The 16,257-nt window shown below is 68.1% G+C and carries 13 protein-coding genes and 1 pseudogene; 11 read left to right on the top strand and 3 right to left on the bottom strand.

The genetic code is table 11. The features are described from left to right. Nucleotides 1-22 precede the first annotated feature (22 nt). Entirely contained in the window at nucleotides 23-2,224 is a 2,202-nt protein-coding gene (locus tag AS031_RS09990; protein WP_058268090.1) for an MMPL family transporter, read from the top strand. A 22-nt stretch (nucleotides 2,225-2,246) separates the two neighbouring features. On the opposite strand, the gene AS031_RS09985 is transcribed toward AS031_RS09990, so the two are convergent. After that, nucleotides 2,247-3,176 (bottom strand): NAD-dependent epimerase/dehydratase family protein, encoded by a 930-nt coding sequence (locus AS031_RS09985; protein ID WP_058267976.1) that lies wholly within the window; start codon nucleotides 3,174-3,176, stop codon nucleotides 2,247-2,249. A 122-nt stretch (nucleotides 3,177-3,298) separates the two neighbouring features. On the opposite strand from AS031_RS09985, the gene AS031_RS09980 reads away from it, so the two are divergent. Together AS031_RS09980 and AS031_RS09975 are read left to right on the top strand one after the other, a co-directional pair. Further along, nucleotides 3,299-4,066 (top strand): TetR/AcrR family transcriptional regulator, encoded by a 768-nt coding sequence (locus AS031_RS09980; RefSeq protein WP_141688795.1) that lies wholly within the window; start codon nucleotides 3,299-3,301, stop codon nucleotides 4,064-4,066. A gap of 89 nt (nucleotides 4,067-4,155) precedes the next feature. Beyond that, nucleotides 4,156-4,422, top strand: coding sequence for a hypothetical protein (locus tag AS031_RS09975; RefSeq protein WP_058267975.1), 267 nt, complete (start codon nucleotides 4,156-4,158; stop codon nucleotides 4,420-4,422). 49 nt (nucleotides 4,423-4,471) lie between these two features. On the opposite strand, the gene AS031_RS09970 is transcribed toward AS031_RS09975, so the two are convergent. Then, entirely contained in the window at nucleotides 4,472-5,776 is a 1,305-nt protein-coding gene (locus AS031_RS09970; protein WP_058267974.1) for an MFS transporter, read from the bottom strand. 97 nt (nucleotides 5,777-5,873) lie between these two features. Between AS031_RS09970 and AS031_RS09965 the strand changes: the two genes are divergently transcribed. From AS031_RS09965 to AS031_RS09940, 6 genes are all read left to right on the top strand, one after another. Continuing rightward, entirely contained in the window at nucleotides 5,874-6,194 is a 321-nt protein-coding gene (locus AS031_RS09965) for an ArsR/SmtB family transcription factor (protein WP_058267973.1), read from the top strand. A gap of 262 nt (nucleotides 6,195-6,456) precedes the next feature. Beyond that, nucleotides 6,457-8,328, top strand: coding sequence for a molecular chaperone DnaK (gene dnaK, locus AS031_RS09960; RefSeq protein WP_058267972.1), 1,872 nt, complete (start codon nucleotides 6,457-6,459; stop codon nucleotides 8,326-8,328). Between the two features lie 3 nt (nucleotides 8,329-8,331). Beyond that, on the top strand, nucleotides 8,332-9,039 hold the full coding sequence (locus tag AS031_RS09955; protein ID WP_058267971.1) for a nucleotide exchange factor GrpE: 708 nt from the start codon (nucleotides 8,332-8,334) through the stop codon (nucleotides 9,037-9,039). Nucleotides 9,040-9,349: 310 nt separating this feature from the next. After that, entirely contained in the window at nucleotides 9,350-10,324 is a 975-nt protein-coding gene (locus AS031_RS09950; protein WP_176716530.1) for a DnaJ C-terminal domain-containing protein, read from the top strand. 15 nt (nucleotides 10,325-10,339) lie between these two features. Further along, on the top strand, nucleotides 10,340-10,765 hold the full coding sequence (locus AS031_RS09945; protein WP_058267969.1) for a heat shock protein transcriptional repressor HspR: 426 nt from the start codon (nucleotides 10,340-10,342) through the stop codon (nucleotides 10,763-10,765). A gap of 206 nt (nucleotides 10,766-10,971) precedes the next feature. Then, complete coding sequence (locus AS031_RS09940; RefSeq protein WP_058268088.1) at nucleotides 10,972-11,358, top strand: hypothetical protein; 387 nt, start codon at nucleotides 10,972-10,974, stop codon at nucleotides 11,356-11,358. A gap of 115 nt (nucleotides 11,359-11,473) precedes the next feature. Here the strand turns inward: AS031_RS09940 and AS031_RS09935 are convergent. Then, nucleotides 11,474-12,882, bottom strand: a pseudogene (locus AS031_RS09935) (aldehyde dehydrogenase family protein). 207 nt (nucleotides 12,883-13,089) lie between these two features. Between AS031_RS09935 and AS031_RS09930 the strand changes: the two are divergent. Together AS031_RS09930 and AS031_RS09925 are read left to right on the top strand one after the other, a co-directional pair. Beyond that, nucleotides 13,090-15,765 (top strand): PEP/pyruvate-binding domain-containing protein, encoded by a 2,676-nt coding sequence (locus AS031_RS09930; RefSeq protein WP_058267968.1) that lies wholly within the window; start codon nucleotides 13,090-13,092, stop codon nucleotides 15,763-15,765. Between the two features lie 208 nt (nucleotides 15,766-15,973). Continuing rightward, nucleotides 15,974-16,210 carry a hypothetical protein gene (locus tag AS031_RS09925; protein WP_058267967.1) on the top strand — a complete coding sequence of 79 codons (237 nt, stop codon included), beginning with the start codon at nucleotides 15,974-15,976 and terminating at the stop codon, nucleotides 16,208-16,210. Nucleotides 16,211-16,257: the final 47 nt, after the last annotated feature.

Below are 16,257 nucleotides of genomic sequence, written 5' to 3'. Positions count from 1 at the left end.
TTGTCCGTGGATGGAAGGCATCATGAACCGCACCAAAGCTGCCCGGGAACGGGTTCCGTTCTGGCTTCGCTGGCTTATCCCCGTCGTCCTGGTGCTCGTGTGGCTGGGACTTGCCGGGATCGGCGGCCCCACCTTCGGCCGGCTGGAGGAAGTGTCCTCCAATGACCAGGCCTCATTCCTTCCGGCCAGCGCCGAGGCCACCGAGGCCCAGGACTGGCAGGCAAAATTCCGGGACTCAGACGAGGTTCCGGGGATCATCGTCATCGAAAACTCCGGGGCGTTCACCCCTGCGCAGCTGGGCGAGGTGGCCGGGCTGCGGACCAAGATCGAGGAACTGAAGCTCGGCAGCGCGGTGATCGGGCCGATTCCGTCCGAGGACGGCAGGGCCGTCCAGTTCGTCGCCCCCATCGGCGACAGCGTGGAGGTCAAGGAAGCCGTCAAGGAACTCCGCGATACGGTCGCCGAGGGCGCCCCCGCAGGGATGCAGACGTACGTCACGGGACCGGCCGGCCTTGCTGCTGACCTGACGGCAGCGTTCGGCGGAATCGACGGCATCCTCCTGCTGGTGGCGTTGTCCGCGGTGTTCGTCATCCTGCTGGTGGTCTACCGGTCCCTGCTGCTGCCCATCATGGTGCTGCTGACCTCTGTGTTTGCGCTGTGCGCGGCCATCCTGCTGGTGTTCGGCATGGCCAAGGCCGGCTGGATCCAGCTGAACGGCCAGAGCCAGGGCATCCTGTCCATCCTGGTGATCGGTGCGGCCACCGACTACGCACTGCTGTTCGTGGCGCGGTTCCGGGAGGCGCTGACCCACACCACCAACCGGACAGCCGCCGTCCTGACCGCCTGGAAGGCGTCCTTCGAACCCATCCTGGCCTCCGGCGCCACCGTCATCATCGCCCTGCTGTGCCTGCTGTTCTCGGACCTCAACTCGAACAAGGCCCTGGGCCCGGTGGCCGCCGCCGGCATTGTCTGCTCGCTCTTCGCCGCGCTTACCCTGCTTCCGGCCTTCATGGCGCTCCTGGGCCGGGCCGCGTTCTGGCCCTTCCGGCCCAAGCTGGTCCCGGCGGACCAGCGCGAACCCGAACTGGTCACCGGGCTTGAAGGACAGAAAGGCCTGTGGCGGGCCACGGGTTCGCTGGTGTCACGCCGCCCGCGGACCATCTGGATCGGTTCCGTCCTGCTCCTGGTGGCGGCCTCGGCCGGTCTCCTCCAGCTCAAGGCCAACGGCGTCCCGCAAACCGACGTCATCCTCACCGCATCCAACGCCGTGGACGGCCAGGACGCCCTGGCGCGCCACTTCGACGCCGGCAGCGGCAGCCCCGCCGTCGTGGTAGCGGACCAGGGCAGGGCGCAGGAAGTGCTGGATGCCGTCAAGGCGGCCGACGGCGTCGGCGAGGCCTACCTCCTGGCGCAGGGCAGCGTCCCCATCACCGGAGCCCCCGGGGCGCCCAGCGATCCCGACGTCCGCGAGGGCAAGGTCCTCATCAACGCCACACTGAACTCGGCAGCGGATTCCCTCGAGGCCGAAGAAGCGGTCAAGGCGCTCCGCAACGACGTGAAGGCAGTGGACCCGGGTGCCTTGGTGGGCGGCGTGACAGCCACCGCCCTGGACACGAACACCACGGCCCAGCGCGACCTGTTGATCATCATCCCGGTGGTCCTGGTGGTCATCCTCTTCATCCTGATGCTCCTGCTGCGCTCCGTCGTGGCCCCGGTCCTGCTGGTGCTGTCCGTGGTGCTGTCCTATGCCGCGGCCATGGGGGTCTCGGCCCTGGTGTTCAACAACATCCTGGGCTTCCCGGGTGCCGACGCCACCGTTCCGCTGTTCGGGTTCGTCTTCCTGGTGGCCCTGGGCGTGGACTACAACATCTTCCTGATGAGCAGGGTCCGGGAGGAATCCATCAAGCACGGCACCCGGCCCGGCATCCTGCGCGGCCTGGGCGTCACCGGCGGCGTCATCACCTCCGCCGGGGTGGTCCTGGCGGCAACCTTCGCCGCCCTGGGCGTCATCCCCATCATGTTCCTGGTGCAGCTGGCCTTCATCGTGGCGTTCGGCGTGCTGCTGGACACCGTGCTGGTGCGCTCGCTGCTGGTGCCTGCCCTGGCCTACGACATCGGACCGAAGATCTGGTGGCCGGGCAAGCTGGCCCGCAGCCGCACGGCACCCGCGGAGAAGCCGCGGGAGCCCGGCGTCGAGCCCCTGGAGGAGGTTCCCAGCCGCTGACCGGGAAACCCCTCCCTGCGGATCAGCCCTGCTGCCGCCACCACTCCACGGTGGCGGCAGCAGCCGTGTCCAGTGGAGTGGGCTTGATGCCAAGGGCTGCCTCGGACAGCGTCGAATCCATGACGAACGGACGCTCGAACTGGTAGAGCATCTCCGCGAGTTCACGTGCGTCGCCGGATACCAGGCCGGCTCCCCGGAGCAGCCATCCCGGCAGGACGCGCACCTTGGGGGCAGGCATGCCGGCCGCACGGGCGAACGCTTCGGTGAGCTGTCGCTGCGTCACCGCGGGTCCGGTGGGCGCGTGCCAAACGGTGTTCCAAAAGGACGGCGTCTGGGCGGCCGCGATCATGGCCGCAGCCAGGTCCGGAACAAAGGTAAACGAATGCGGTTGGCTGGCGCTGCCAATGACGCTCACGTTCTTGCCGGCAAGGATGGGCGCCACCACGCGCTCGCCGCCGTGCGCCATCCGGACCCTTGGGCCGTAGAAATCGCCGGCCACCACACTCGCCGTGGGAGTCGCTGAGGCCTCCCGGGCACGCAGCAGGCGGGTCCGCACACCCCGTTTCCCTCCTGTGGCGTCCCGCGGCCCTGCCTCCGTCATGACGGCGTCCGGCCGGCTGTAGGAATACAGGCTTTCGGGAAAAGCCACGACGGCGCCCGCCCGGCCGGCTGCCTCCAGAACGGCCCGTTCCGTACCGGGAAGTTCAGCCTCCCATGCCGCCGCCGTGTAGGCCGAGCCATGGATGCAGTGGAACACTGCTTCCGCTCCAGCGAAGACAGTGGGCAGCAGTTCCGGATCTCCGGCGTTGCCGCTGATCCGTTCCACGAGGGGGTGCTCCGGACCGCTGCCGGAGCGCGTCAGAATCCGGACCCGGTGCCCCTGCCCTGCAAGTTGTTCTGTGACGGCCCACCCCACCGGTCCTGCCCCTGTCACCACGTAAAGCCTGGACACTGTGCCTCCTCGAATTATTATGAGAGCGGTGCTCTCCCAAAAGAGTCCCGGGGTTTTGTACATAAGTCAAGAGCAGTGCTCTCTATAGATGCCGGCGCTCTCTCATGTGTCATCCTTGAGGCATGGAGGCTTCAGGACACAACCGGGACGTCGTGCCAGAGAAAGCAGGTCCTCAAGGCCGGCGCCGGACGCCCCGCGAGCGGGCGCGCGAGCAGACAGTGGCAGACATTGTCCGGCTCGGCAGGCAGCATCTGGCCGTCCACGGTGCGGCGGCGCTCTCGCTGCGCGCCGTGGCGCGGGACCTGGGCGTGGTGTCCTCTGCCGTGTACCGGTATGTCGAGAACCGGGACGAGCTGTTGACCATGCTGTTGGTGGACGCCTTCAATGAGCTGGGAGACCGGGTGGATGAGGCCGTTGCCGGGGCGGAGGAACATGACCACCGCGGGCGCTTCATGGCGTTGGGCCGGGCTGTCCGCTCCTGGGCCTTGGGCGAACCGGCCAGCTACGCGCTCCTGTTCGGCAGCCCGGTGCCGGGCTACGCAGCTCCCGCGGAACGGACCACCGGTCCCGGCACCCGGGTCGTGGTTTCGCTGGTGGGAATCCTGGACGCTGCTGCCCGGGCCGGGTGCCTCTCGGGCGGCCACCAGGACGGGCACTTTCCCGCGGCGCTGGCTGCGGACCTGGCAGCCATCCGCGCGCAGTTCGATCTTGAGATGTCCCAGGACCTTATCGCCCGGGGGCTCCTGGTGTGGAGTGCCTTGTTTGGCGCCGTCAGCTTCGAGGTTTTCAACCAGTACGGCCCGGACACGTTCGCGGCCCCCGGCGAGCTGTTCGAGCATCACCTCTCTGTCCTGGGTGCCGTGGCGGGCCTGGAAGCGGCAGATTCCTGAGCGCCCTGCTAACCCTGTTGGCGCCGGTTGCTGCTCGATAAACTGCCAGTGCGCCCACGTGGACGCGGAACTCGAAGGAGAGATGACGCATGAGTGAACACCGCGCTGACGAGGAACCCCGCAAGGCCGGCTCCGCCCCCGGCATGGAAGGGGAGGGCGGACAGTACATGGACGGCGACTACGGCGAGGCGGGGGCGGTTGAGGTCCCTTCCGAGAACCTTGAGGACGGCGAGTACCCCGACGGGGACTACGGTGAAGCCGGCGCAGTCCGCGGCGAGGACGCTGTCCGGGAAGGCCTGACCGACGGCCAGGTCCAGGCCACCGACGAGGAACGCGGCCCGCTCCACGGCCGGTAGTCCCCGCGGCGGTTCGTTTCGACGGCGGCGTGCCCCCGGGCCGCCGTCGTCATCCCTGGGTAGGCCGTGCCGGGCTGCCGGACGCGGCCATGGCGCCGGCACCGGATGCATCGCTGTCCGTTGAAACGCTGTCCTTTGCATCCCTGTCCGGGGCCGCGTCCGAGCTGCGGGCCCGGCTGATCGCTGCCACAGCTGCCAGGACCGTAACCAGGCCGCCGTACGCGTACGTGGTGACCGGCAGTGACAGCACCGGCGCCAGCAGCCCCGCAAGCACCGCCGGGATGCCGAAGGCCGTGTAAGCCACCACGAACAGCGATGCGAAGGTGCCGGCCCGCTCGTGATCCTCGACCAGCGGGCTGATGGAGCGGATGACGCCCATGAAGGCGGTGCCGAAGCCGGCGCCCGCCACCACCACGGCGGCCAGGAACAGGCCGAACGAGTGGAGCCCGATGGCCAGCAGCGAGAGGGCCGTTCCCAGCGCGAGTGCGGTCGTGCCAAAGATGGTGATGGTGCGGGCCCCGAACCGGTGCAGGACGGCGGCCGCCGCAGCCCCGACGCCGGCCAGGATGGTGATGACCATGCCCTGCCACAGGTGTTCCCTGATGCCGAATGTTGTGTGGACGATCGCCGCCCCCAGCGAGAGGTACAGGCCGCCGGTAGCCCAGCCCGCAAACACGGCCGGCGCTCCACTGACGAACCCGGCGCGGGCGGCCGGTGGCAGGGTGAGACGCGGCCTGAGCGATGCAGCCACTCCCGGCGCGCGGGGCGACGTCTCGGGGGCGGCCCACACGAGCGCGGCAAAGGCCAGGTACAGGCCAGTCAGGGAATCGAACACCAGGGTGCGCGGCTCCGCCATGACGTCCAGCAGCAGTCCGGACGCCAGGGCGCCCAGCGCCAGCCCGCCCAGCGGGGCCACAGTGTTCCAGGCCGCACTGGAACCCGGATCATCCTCAGCCTCCAGGTCCGCGATGGCTGCAGAAAGCGTTGTCAGCAGCAGCCCGCTGGCAATGCCCTGCAGGACGCGCGCCACCAGCAGCAGCGCCAGTGAATCCGCCAGCAGGAAGGCAGTGACGCTGCAGGCAAGGAGGATGAAGGCGGCGCTGATGACAGGCCTGCGGCCCAGGTGGTCCGAGACGGATCCGAAGACCAGCAGGGCTGCCAGCAGCGCGACGGCGTACACGGCAAAGATCCCCGTGGTGGCCACCGGCAGCAGGTGCAGCTGCTCCTGCAGGGTGGGATAGAAGGGCGACGGGGCGCTGGCTCCGGCCATCATTGCTGCCGTGGCAGCCGCGACAAGGACAAAGCCCAGCCGGCGGTGTGCTTCGCGGGGCCGGGCCGCGGGGGAGTGCGTCAAAGGAGGCCGCCTTCTGCGTCTTGGGAAGAATTGGTTCGAAAAGAATCGAATCTTCAGCCTACTGGCACCGCGCCAATGGTTCAACTAAAATCGAACCGTGGCTACGCCGGCGAACCTCTCCCACCCCTCTCGGGCGGATCTCACCCTGACTGCGGTGCTCTTCGCGCTGAGTGATCCGGAACGGCTGGCGATTGTCCGCCAGTTGCGCTCCGGCCCGCTGGACATGGCCGACTGCTCGCTCAGCATCCCGGACATGCCGAAGTCCACCAAGTCGCACCTCATGAAGGTCCTGCGCGAGGCGGGCGTGGTCCGCAATGAAGCCAACGGCCGGGGCCGGCGCCTGACGCTCCGCTCCGAGGACCTGGATGCCCGGTTCCCGGGCCTGCTGGGCGCCATCCTCGATGCGCCCGCATCGTAGCCCGACGCCCCCGTAATCAATGCTGCCCGGGCAGCATCCTGCCCGTTCTCCCACAGCGAAACGACGGGTGGGGGGTGGGAAGATCCGCGGAATTCCGGTGCTGCGCGGCCGCCCGGCCCACCATCAGGCAGCTCAAGGCTCGAAAGTTGAGTCCCGTGCGCTCAACTTTGGTTGACATCATCCGGACCCGGAGTAAAGTTGAGTGCAGAACGCTCAATCATGCGGGCGCCAACCAGTTTCCAAGGAAAGAAGGAAGCAACACATGTCACGTGCAGTAGGTATCGACCTCGGAACCACCAACTCCGTCGTCTCCGTTCTCGAAGGTGGCGAGCCCACCGTTATTGCCAACGCCGAGGGCGGCCGCACCACGCCGTCGGTCGTTGCATTCTCCAAGTCCGGCGAAGTCCTGGTGGGCGAGATCGCCAAGCGCCAGGCCGTCAACAACATCGACCGCACCATCGCCTCCGTCAAGCGCCACATGGGCACCGACTGGACCGTGGGCATCGATGACAAGAAGTACACGCCGCAGGAAATCTCCGCGCGTATCCTCATGAAGCTGAAGAACGACGCCGAGTCCTACCTTGGTGAAAAGGTCACCGACGCCGTCATCACCGTCCCGGCCTACTTCAACGACGCCGAGCGCCAGGCCACCAAGGAAGCCGGCGAGATTGCCGGCATGAACGTCCTGCGCATCGTCAACGAGCCCACCGCTGCGGCCCTCGCCTACGGCCTGGACAAGGGCAAGGAAGACGAACTCATCCTGGTCTTCGACCTCGGTGGCGGCACCTTCGACGTCTCCCTGCTGGAAGTCGGCAAGGACGAGGACAACTTCTCCACCATCCAGGTCCGCGCCACCGCCGGTGACAACCGCCTGGGCGGCGACGACTGGGACCAGCGCGTCGTCGACTACCTGCTGAACCAGCTCAAGGTCAAGGGCATCGACCTCTCCAAGGACAAGATCGCCCTCCAGCGCCTCCGCGAGGCCGCCGAGCAGGCCAAGAAGGAACTGTCCTCCTCCTCCAGCACCAACGTCTCCCTCCAGTACCTCTCCGTCACCCCCGACGGCCCGGTCCACCTGGACGAGCAGCTGACCCGCGCCAAGTTCCAGGACCTCACCAAGGACCTGCTGGAGCGCACCAAGAAGCCGTTCCACGACGTGATCAAGGAAGCGGGCATCAAGCTCTCCGACATCAACCACATCGTGCTGGTCGGTGGCTCCACCCGTATGCCCGCCGTCTCCGAACTGGTCAAGGAACTGGCCGGCGGCAAGGAGCCGAACAAGGGCGTTAACCCGGACGAGGTCGTGGCCGTTGGCGCAGCCCTGCAGGCAGGCGTGCTGAAGGGTGAGCGCAAGGACGTCCTCCTGATCGACGTCACCCCGCTGTCCCTCGGCATCGAAACCAAGGGCGGCGTCATGACGCACCTGATCGAGCGCAACACGGCAATCCCCACCAAGCGGTCCGAGACCTTCACCACCGCCGACGACAACCAGCCGTCCGTGGCCATCCAGGTCTTCCAGGGCGAGCGTGAATTCACCCGCGACAACAAGCCGCTGGGCACGTTCGAACTGACCGGCATCGCCCCGGCACCGCGCGGTGTTCCCCAAGTTGAGGTCACATTCGACATCGACGCCAACGGCATCGTGCATGTCTCCGCCAAGGACAAGGGCACCGGCAAGGAACAGTCCATGACCATCACCGGCGGCACCGCACTCTCCAAGGAAGACATCGACCGCATGGTCCGTGACGCCGAGGAGCACGCAGCCGAGGACAAGGCCCGCCGCGAGGCCACCGATACCCGCAACTCCGCCGAGCAGCTCGCCTACTCCGTGGACAAGCTGATCGCCGACAACGCCGACAAGCTGCCCGAAGAGGTCAAGACCGAGGTCCAGGCCGACGTCGACGCCCTCAAGAAGGCCCTCGAAGGCACCGACGACGCCGAGGTCAAGACCGCGTTCGAGAAGCTGCAGGCTTCCCAGACCAAGCTCGGCGAGGCCATCTACTCGCAGGCAGGCTCGCCGGACGGCGCCACCGGTGCTGCGGGTGCCGAAGGTGCCGCGGGCGCCGGTGCGGGCTCGAACGACGAAGACATCGTCGACGCCGAGATCATCGACGAAGACGAAGCGAAGAAGTAGACCATGCCCCATCACGGTAACGAGGAAGAGCACAACGCTTCCGCCGGCCATGATCGCCAGGGCAGCAGCCAGGAACCGGTCATCCGGGACAACCGCAAGGTTGACCCGGTGACCGGGCAGGCCAGGCACCCGGAGGGCGGCCATGCCGAAGGCAGCACCGCACCCCAGGACGCCCAGGGCGGCTCCGCGCAGGATTCCGACGGCGACGCCCTCGCCCAGGCTGAGGAGATCCTCAACGGCGTCGAGGTTCCGGCAGCGGAATCAGTGGCCCAGGGGGTTCCGGCAGGTTCCTCCAGCGCGGAAGCAGCTGAGCTGAAGAACGACCTCCTGCGGCTGCAGGCCGAGTACGTCAACTACCGCAAGCGCGTGGAACGCGACCGCGCCGTGGCAGGGGAGATGGCCGTCATCGGCGTCCTGAACTCCCTGCTCCCGGTGCTGGACGACGTCGACGCCGCCCGGCAGCACGGCGACCTGGCCGACGGTCCCTTCGCCGCGATCGCCACGAAGCTGGAGAACGCGCTGAAGACCTACGGCCTGGAACGCATCGCGGACACCGGAGTCGAGTTCGACCCCACCATCCACGAGGCCCTGATCCAGCAGCCCGGCGAAGACATCGAGGTTGACACCGTCAGCCAGGTGCTCCGCTCCGGCTACAAGTCAGGCGACCGGGTCCTCCGTGCAGCACAGGTCATCGTCGCGGTACCTGCGTAGCACCGGTCCACGCCTCCGCGGATGAGGGGGCCCCGCCCCTTCGCGTGGCGGCTTTGGTCCTGCGGACCACAGCCGCCACGCTTCGGCAGGCCCGATGCCACTCCCGGGCCCACTCATCCACTCCGGCGTTCGGCGTTCGTGTCACCTAAGGTGAGATGACCACAAGCTCGGAGCGGTGCATGGGCCCCGGGAGTGGCATCGGGCCTATCGGAGCCGGGTGGCTTGGGATCGAAGATCCCAGCCGCCCGGCGTAGGGGCGGGGGCCCATGCAGCGCGTAGAGCACAAGTAAGTACAAGAAAGGAAACGCCATTGGCTAGCCAGGATTGGGTGGACAAGGACTTTTACAAGATCCTTGGTGTTGCCAAGGACGCTTCCGATGCCGATATCAAGAAGGCGTACCGGAAGCTCGCGCGTCAGCATCACCCTGATACCAACGCCGGCGACGCTGCTGCCGAGAAGAAGTTCAAGGACGTCTCCGAGGCCTATTCGGTGCTCTCGGATCCCGACGAGCGCCAGCAGTACGACGCCATCCGCGCCATGGGCGGCGGCGCCCGGTTCGCTCCCGGCGGGGCCGCAGGCGGCAACGGCGGGTTCGAGGACCTGTTCGGCGGCCTGTTCACCGGCAACACCGGACGCCACGCGGGCGGATTCAACACTTCCTCCGGCGGCATCCCGCCGGAGTTCGCAGACCTGTTCGGCGGCGGATTCGGCGGTTCGCCGGGCTTCCAGCGCACCCCGCAGAAGGGCGCCGACCGTACTGCGTCCACCAGCATCTCCTTCGCCGGCGCCATCCGCGGGACCACCATCGGCCTGCGCGAACCCAGCGGCGAAGTCATCGACGTGCGGGTACCCGCCGGCATCAAGGATGGCCAGAAGGTCCGTGTCCGCGGCAAGGGCCAGCCCGGCCCGGCGGGCAACGGCGACCTGGTGGTTTCCGTTTCCGTCAAGCCGCACGAGTTCTACACGCGCGACGGCGACAACCTCCGCATCCACGTGCCGGTCACCTTCCCCGAGGCTGCCTTGGGCGGCGACATCGAGGTGCCCACCATCGACGGCGACAAGGTGAAGGTCCGTGTTCCGGCGGGAACGCCGTCGGGCCGTACCCTCCGCGTCAAAGGAAAAGGCGTCAAGACCTCCAAGGCAACCGGCGACCTGCTGGTGACCATCGACGTCGCCGTTCCCAAGAACCTGAACAAGGACGCCGAAGCCGCCGTGAAAGCCTTCGCCGAGGCCACGGCCGGCGCCGACGTCCGCGAGGGCCTGGCCGCCAAGGCGCGGCTCTAGCACAGGAGGTGTGCCGTGGACATCAACGCCGACCAGCCCATCTTCGTGATTTCCGTGGCGGCTGAACTGGCGGACATGCACCCGCAGACGCTCCGCCAGTACGACCGGCTGGGCATCGTCAAGCCCAGCCGTGCACCCGGGAAGTCGCGCCGATACTCGCAGCGTGACGTCAACATGCTCCGTGAGGTGCAGCGGCTGTCCCAGGAAGGCGTCTCCCTGGAGGGGATCAAGCGCATCCTGGAACTGGAAAACCAGGTATCGGCCCTGCAGCGGCGCGTCCTGGAACTGACCGACGAACTCGAGCGGCGCCCGCAGGCCTTCGATACCCGCATTTTCGCCGCCGGTGCGGCCGGGGACGTGGTGAGCCTGGCCCGCGGCCAGCGCCCCCGGGCCCGGTCCCAGGCCGTGGTGCTGTGGCGGCCGCGGGCCATCGGCCAATAAACCCCGGGCACGCGCTGCTTCGGGCGGCAGGTGGCAGGTAGCCCTTTCCCGCCCTGGCCCGAAAAACTGAGTACCCGCTACTGGTGCGGCCCCACCGCCCGGAACCTTCAATGGAACCACTGCTGATGCAGCTGTGGTTCCATTCGTTTCCGGGGGGTAATTCCGATGTTTGGTACTCAACGCAAGGCCCGGCCATGAGCCCGGGAATGCAGGCCGTGGCGTCCTTCAGCGGTTCGGTTCCCGGCCAGATCCTCCTGGCCATCGGGCAGACCGTCGTGGTGGTGTGCGTCTGCTTCGACATGGTGCGGGCGCTCTCCGTGCCGCGGTCGCACCGGCGCTACGTGGCCAGCACAGTCTTCCGCACCCTGGCCATTCCGGCGGTGGCCGCCAACGCCCTGACCGTCCTGGTGGCCATCGTGGTCTCGTCCTGGATCGACGTGGTGATGGGCATGTTCGTGCTCACGGCCATCATTTTCCGCTTCCATTACGACAAGGACGAGGACAACTGGTGGCAGGGCAAAGGCAGGAAGCTGGCCCGGTGGGCCCGCCGCCGTCTTGCCGGACGCACCTCCATTGCCCCGGCCATGGGCTGAACGGGCCCGCAAACGCGGGCAATCCCACCGTGAACCAGGCACCCACGAGCAACGGGGGCCCGGCGCCGCTGGAGGGCGTGCCGGGCTCCCGTGTCCAACCCCGTGATGCTGCGGGTCAGCCGTTGATCACCTGCGGGACGCCCAGGGCCTTGAGCCCCTCGACGCCGAACTCCACGCCGTAGCCGGACTGCTTTGCCCCGCCGAAGGGGATGCGCGGGTCAACGGCGCCGTGGCGGTTGATCCAGACGGTGCCCGACTGGATCCGGGCCGCGACCTTCCGGGCTTCGGCGACGTCGGAGGACCACACGGAGGCGCCCAGGCCGACGTCGAGGCCGTTGGCTTTCTCCACCGCCTCGTCGATGGTGTTGTACCGGATGATCGGCAGGGCCGGTCCGAACTGTTCCTCGGCCACCAGCGGGTTGTCGTTGTCGATGTCCGCGACCAGGGTGGTGGGGTAGAAGTAGCCGGGCTGTTCCGTAACCGGGTCGCCACCCAGCAGGACGCGGGCGCCGGAAGCCTTTGCTGCCTCCACGAGGTTCGCCACCACGTCGTACTGGGCCTTGTTCTGCAGCGGGCCCAGGACGTTGCTCTCGTCCAGGCCGTTGCCCATCGGCATGGCCTTGGCCACGGCGGTGAGTTCCTCGCAGACGGCGTCGTAGATGCTGTCGTGGACGTAGAGGCGCTTCAGCGCGGCGCAGGTCTGGCCGGTGTTCAGGAACGCGCCCCAGAAGATGTCCTGGGCGATGGCCTGGGGGTCTGCGTCGGGCAGGACGATGCCGGCGTCGTTGCCGCCCAGCTCCAGGGTGAGCCGTTTGACCGTGTCCGCGGAGGACTTGATGATGGCGCGGCCGCCGGCGGTGGAGCCGGTGAACATGACCTTGCCGATCGCCGGGTGCTCGGTGAGGCGGGCGCCGACGTCGCGGCCGCAGGAGACCACCGAGAGGACGCCGTCGGGGAGTTCTTCGTTGAGGACCTTGACCAGGGCGAGGACCGAGAGCGGGGTGTTCCCGGAGGGCTTGACCACCACGGTGTTGCCCATCCGCAGGGCCGGGGCGATCTGCCAGACGGCGATCATCATGGGCCAGTTCCAGGGGCCGATGGCGGCAACCACCCCGATGGGCCTGTAGTGGAGCTCGGCACGGGTTTCGCCGTCGTCGACGATGGTCTCAGGCTCCAGCGGCAGGCCGGCGGTGGCTCGGAGCCACGCCGCGCAGGCGCCGACTTCGAAGCGGGCGTGGGGCCATTAAGGGGCTTGCCCTGCTCGCAGGAGAGCAGGCGGGAGAGTTCTTCGGCAGAGCGTTCGACGGCGTCGGCTGCCTTCAGGAGCGCGGCGGAGCGGGCGTCGTGGCCCAAGGCAGCCCAGCCCGGCTGGGCGGCCACGGCCCCGGCCACGGACTCTTCCAGGACGTCGAGGGTGTGCACCGGGGCCTCGCCCACGGGCTCGCCGGTGGCCGGGTTGAAAATGGTCCGGCCCGTTCCGGGCACGGCCGAGATTGAGGCGAGCAGCGCATCATAGGTTTCCAAGGTGTACTCCACTTCGAGTAGGCAAGGGCGCCAGCCGGACGGCGTAGCGGGTTGCTTCCAGTGTGGTTGACCTGCCGGACTGATCCTTGTGTTGTGGCGCAGGACAGTTGACCCGGAGGGAACAGTGGCCAGGCCCCCGGCCCGGTGCCATGATGTTGATGGTCAGCTTCACGGCAAGCCCGGCCTGCGGGCAGCAAGGATGCGGTCATGACCTGGATCTATGGCCTGGCGGATGTGGGACGGAACGATCTTGCCCTGGCCGGAGGCAAGGCGGTGGGACTGGCCGGATTGATCCAGGCCGGGCTGCCGGTGCCGCCCGGGTTCGTGCTGGGCACTGATGCCTATGGCGCTTTCGCTGAGGCGAACGGCATTGACCGGCGCATCGTGGAGTTGGCCGTGGTAGCCCCACAGGCAGCGCCCGGGGATTACGCCGCAGCATCCGGCCGGATCCGTGCACTCTTTACCGGCGGAGAGATGCCGGAGGACATCGCCGCGGAACTGGCCGCCGCCTACGGTCTGCTGGGGGACGGCAATGTCCCGGTGGCGGTGCGGTCCTCCGCCACGGCCGAGGACCTTGCCACCGCCAGTTTCGCCGGACAGCAGGAAACGTACCTGAACGTCCGCGGCGCCGAGGCGCTGGCCCGGGCGGTCGTCGACTGTTGGGCATCCCTGTGGACGGCGCGGGCCATGGCCTACCGTGCCCGGGAAGGGGTTTCACCCGGGGACGTGCGGCTCGCCGTCGTGGTCCAGCAGATGGTTGAGGCCGACGCCGCCGGTGTAATGTTCACGGCCAACCCGGCGAACGGCCGCCGCGACCAGGCGGTCATCAGCGCCGCCTGGGGGCTGGGCGAAGCCGTGGTCAGCGGGACAGTCAGCACGGACAACCTGGTGGTCGATGCCAGGACCGGCGCCATCGTCTCGCGGCAGACGGCGGACAAGGACGTCATGACCGTTTATGCGGAAACCGGGACCCGGGAACAGCCGGTGGCGGCAGCCCGCCGTCGTGCGCCCGTCCTGGACGACCAGGCAGCGGCCGGACTTGCGGCCATCGGCACGCGGATCGCGGGCCATTTCGGGGTGCCGCAGGACGTCGAATGGGCCCGGACCGCGGACGGGTTCTTCGTCCTGCAGTCCCGTCCCATCACCGCCCTGCCGGAGCCTGCGGGAGACGTCCCGGACACCTGGCCGCTGCCCTACCCGAAGGGCATGTACTTCCGGGCGAGCATCGTGGAACAGCTGCCCGATCCGCTGACTCCCTTGTTCGCGGACATGATTGACGGCGCGGTGGCGCGGTCCCTGCAGGCCCTGATGGCAGGGGCACTGGGCAAGAACGCCATCCGCGACGGCGATATCGGCCTGCCCACCATCAACGGCTACGCCTATTACTACTACCGCAACTCCGGGATGTGGCGGATGATGGCGAAATCGCCTGCCGCCTTCCGCGCACTGATCCGCGGCGAGGCGCACATGGGAGTGGCAGGATGGCGCGAATACTCCCACCCCAAGTACGAACGCGTGGTCAGGGAGTGGTCCGCGAAGCCGCTCCCCGAAATGTCCGGGGAGGAGCTGCTGGCGGGCGTCCGGGCGCTCCTGGACGCCGGAACCGTCTACTACACGGCCGTCCAGTCGATTATCCCGCTGGCCGCCACCAGCGAACTGACCTTCCGCGCCTTCTACGACAAGCTGGTCCGGCGCGACGGCGACCCGCCGGCCCAGGCGCTCCTGCTGGGTTTTGACAGCGAACCGATCCGCGCCGAAAAGTCCCTGTACGACCTGTCCGGCTGGGCGCGGAGCGACCCCGCGCTCACCGCAGCGCTGCTGGAGCGGCCGACGGCGGAACTCGCCGGATGCCTGCGCACCGGTTCACCGCCGCAAGGGCTGGACGACGTGCTCTGGCAGGAATGGCGCATCGCGTTCCGGGAGCACCTGGACCTGTACGGCCACACCGTCTACAACCTGGACTTCGCCACCCCCGTGCCGGCAGACGACCCCGCCACCCTGCTGGAGACCGTGAAGTTCTACCTGCGGGGCCAGGGCACCGATCCGCACGAGCGCCAACGGCAGCTGACCGAACGACGTGAGCAGCTCACCACCGTCATGGCCGCCCGGCTGGGTCCGCGCCGGCGCGCGGTGTTTTTCCGGCTGCTGAGGTGGGCCCAGCAAACCGCGCCGATCCGCGAGGACGCCCTGGCCGACGTCGGACTGGCCTGGCCGCTGCTGCGGCGCATGCTGGCCGAGCTGGGCGGGCGGCTGGTGGGCTCCGCCGTCCTTGCCGGCCCGGCCGACGTGTACTGGCTGCGTTTCCAGGAGCTCCAGGCCGCCGTGGACTTCGGCCTGGCGGGCACCGAAACCCGGGATGCCGACGCCGGGGAGGTTGCCATTACCGGCGCTGACCGGCCAGTCCGTGCCGCAGCCGTTGAGGAACGGAAGATGCGGTGGCGCGGCCAGGCCAAGGCAGCAGCCCCGCAGATGCTGCCCGAGAGCCGGTGGATGGAACGGTCCTTCGGCTCGTGGATGCCGGCCGGATCGCAGCATCAAAGCGGGGATGTCATCAAGGGCGTCGGTGCAAGTTCCGGCCGGATTACTGCCGGCGTCCGCGTACTGGAGGGGCCGCAGGACTTCGGCAGCATGCAGCCGGGTGAGGTGCTCGTGGCGCGGATTACCACCCCGGCCTGGACCTCGTTGTTTGCGATGGCTTCCGCGGTGGTCACCGATGTGGGCGGGCCGCTGAGCCACAGCTCCATCGTGGCCCGGGAATACGGGATTCCGGCGGTCCTTGGCACCGGGGTGGCCACCCAGCGCCTGGTCACGGGGCAGCAGGTCCTGGTGGATGGCGACGCCGGCACGGTCACCATACTGCCTGCCGACGCATCCGCCGCGTAATCTTCAGTCCCAACTATTGTGAGTAAATCAAATTAAGCCTACTATCGTGCTCAGGCCGGCGCAGACCTCAAGAAACGCCGGGTGAATCCTCCCCGGATCCAGGTAAACGCACCGCATACCCACCAGCGAAAACCACGCTTCCTCCTGCCCCAATACCGCAGGGGAAGTGGGTAATGGGCGCCCCCACCCAGAAACGCAGGAGAGCACCATGACTTTGCAGTCCTACCTCATTGAAGCCGGCGCAATCGACGCCACCGCCGTCCCCCGTGGCGGAAGCTACGTCACCTTGCCCGCCGGCGCTGAGGTTCCGCCCACCCCGCAAGGCAGCTACGTCTCACTGCCCGGAGAGCTTCCCGGGAACGCCAACAAGGCCCAGGGGACCTACGTGACACTTTCCTCGGTCCCGGCGGGGGATACGGAAATCAGCTACACGCGCGTCGGCTGACCGCCTGCGGGCCGTCGGTCAGAGGCTTGTTCGCAGGACCTTGCCTT

Origin of the sequence: Pseudarthrobacter enclensis (assembly GCF_001457025.1) — a bacterium.
Lineage (GTDB): Bacteria > Actinomycetota > Actinomycetes > Actinomycetales > Micrococcaceae > Arthrobacter > Arthrobacter enclensis.
Note: the sequence above shows the minus strand (reverse complement) of the source record. Positions and strands in the feature narration are given on the sequence as shown.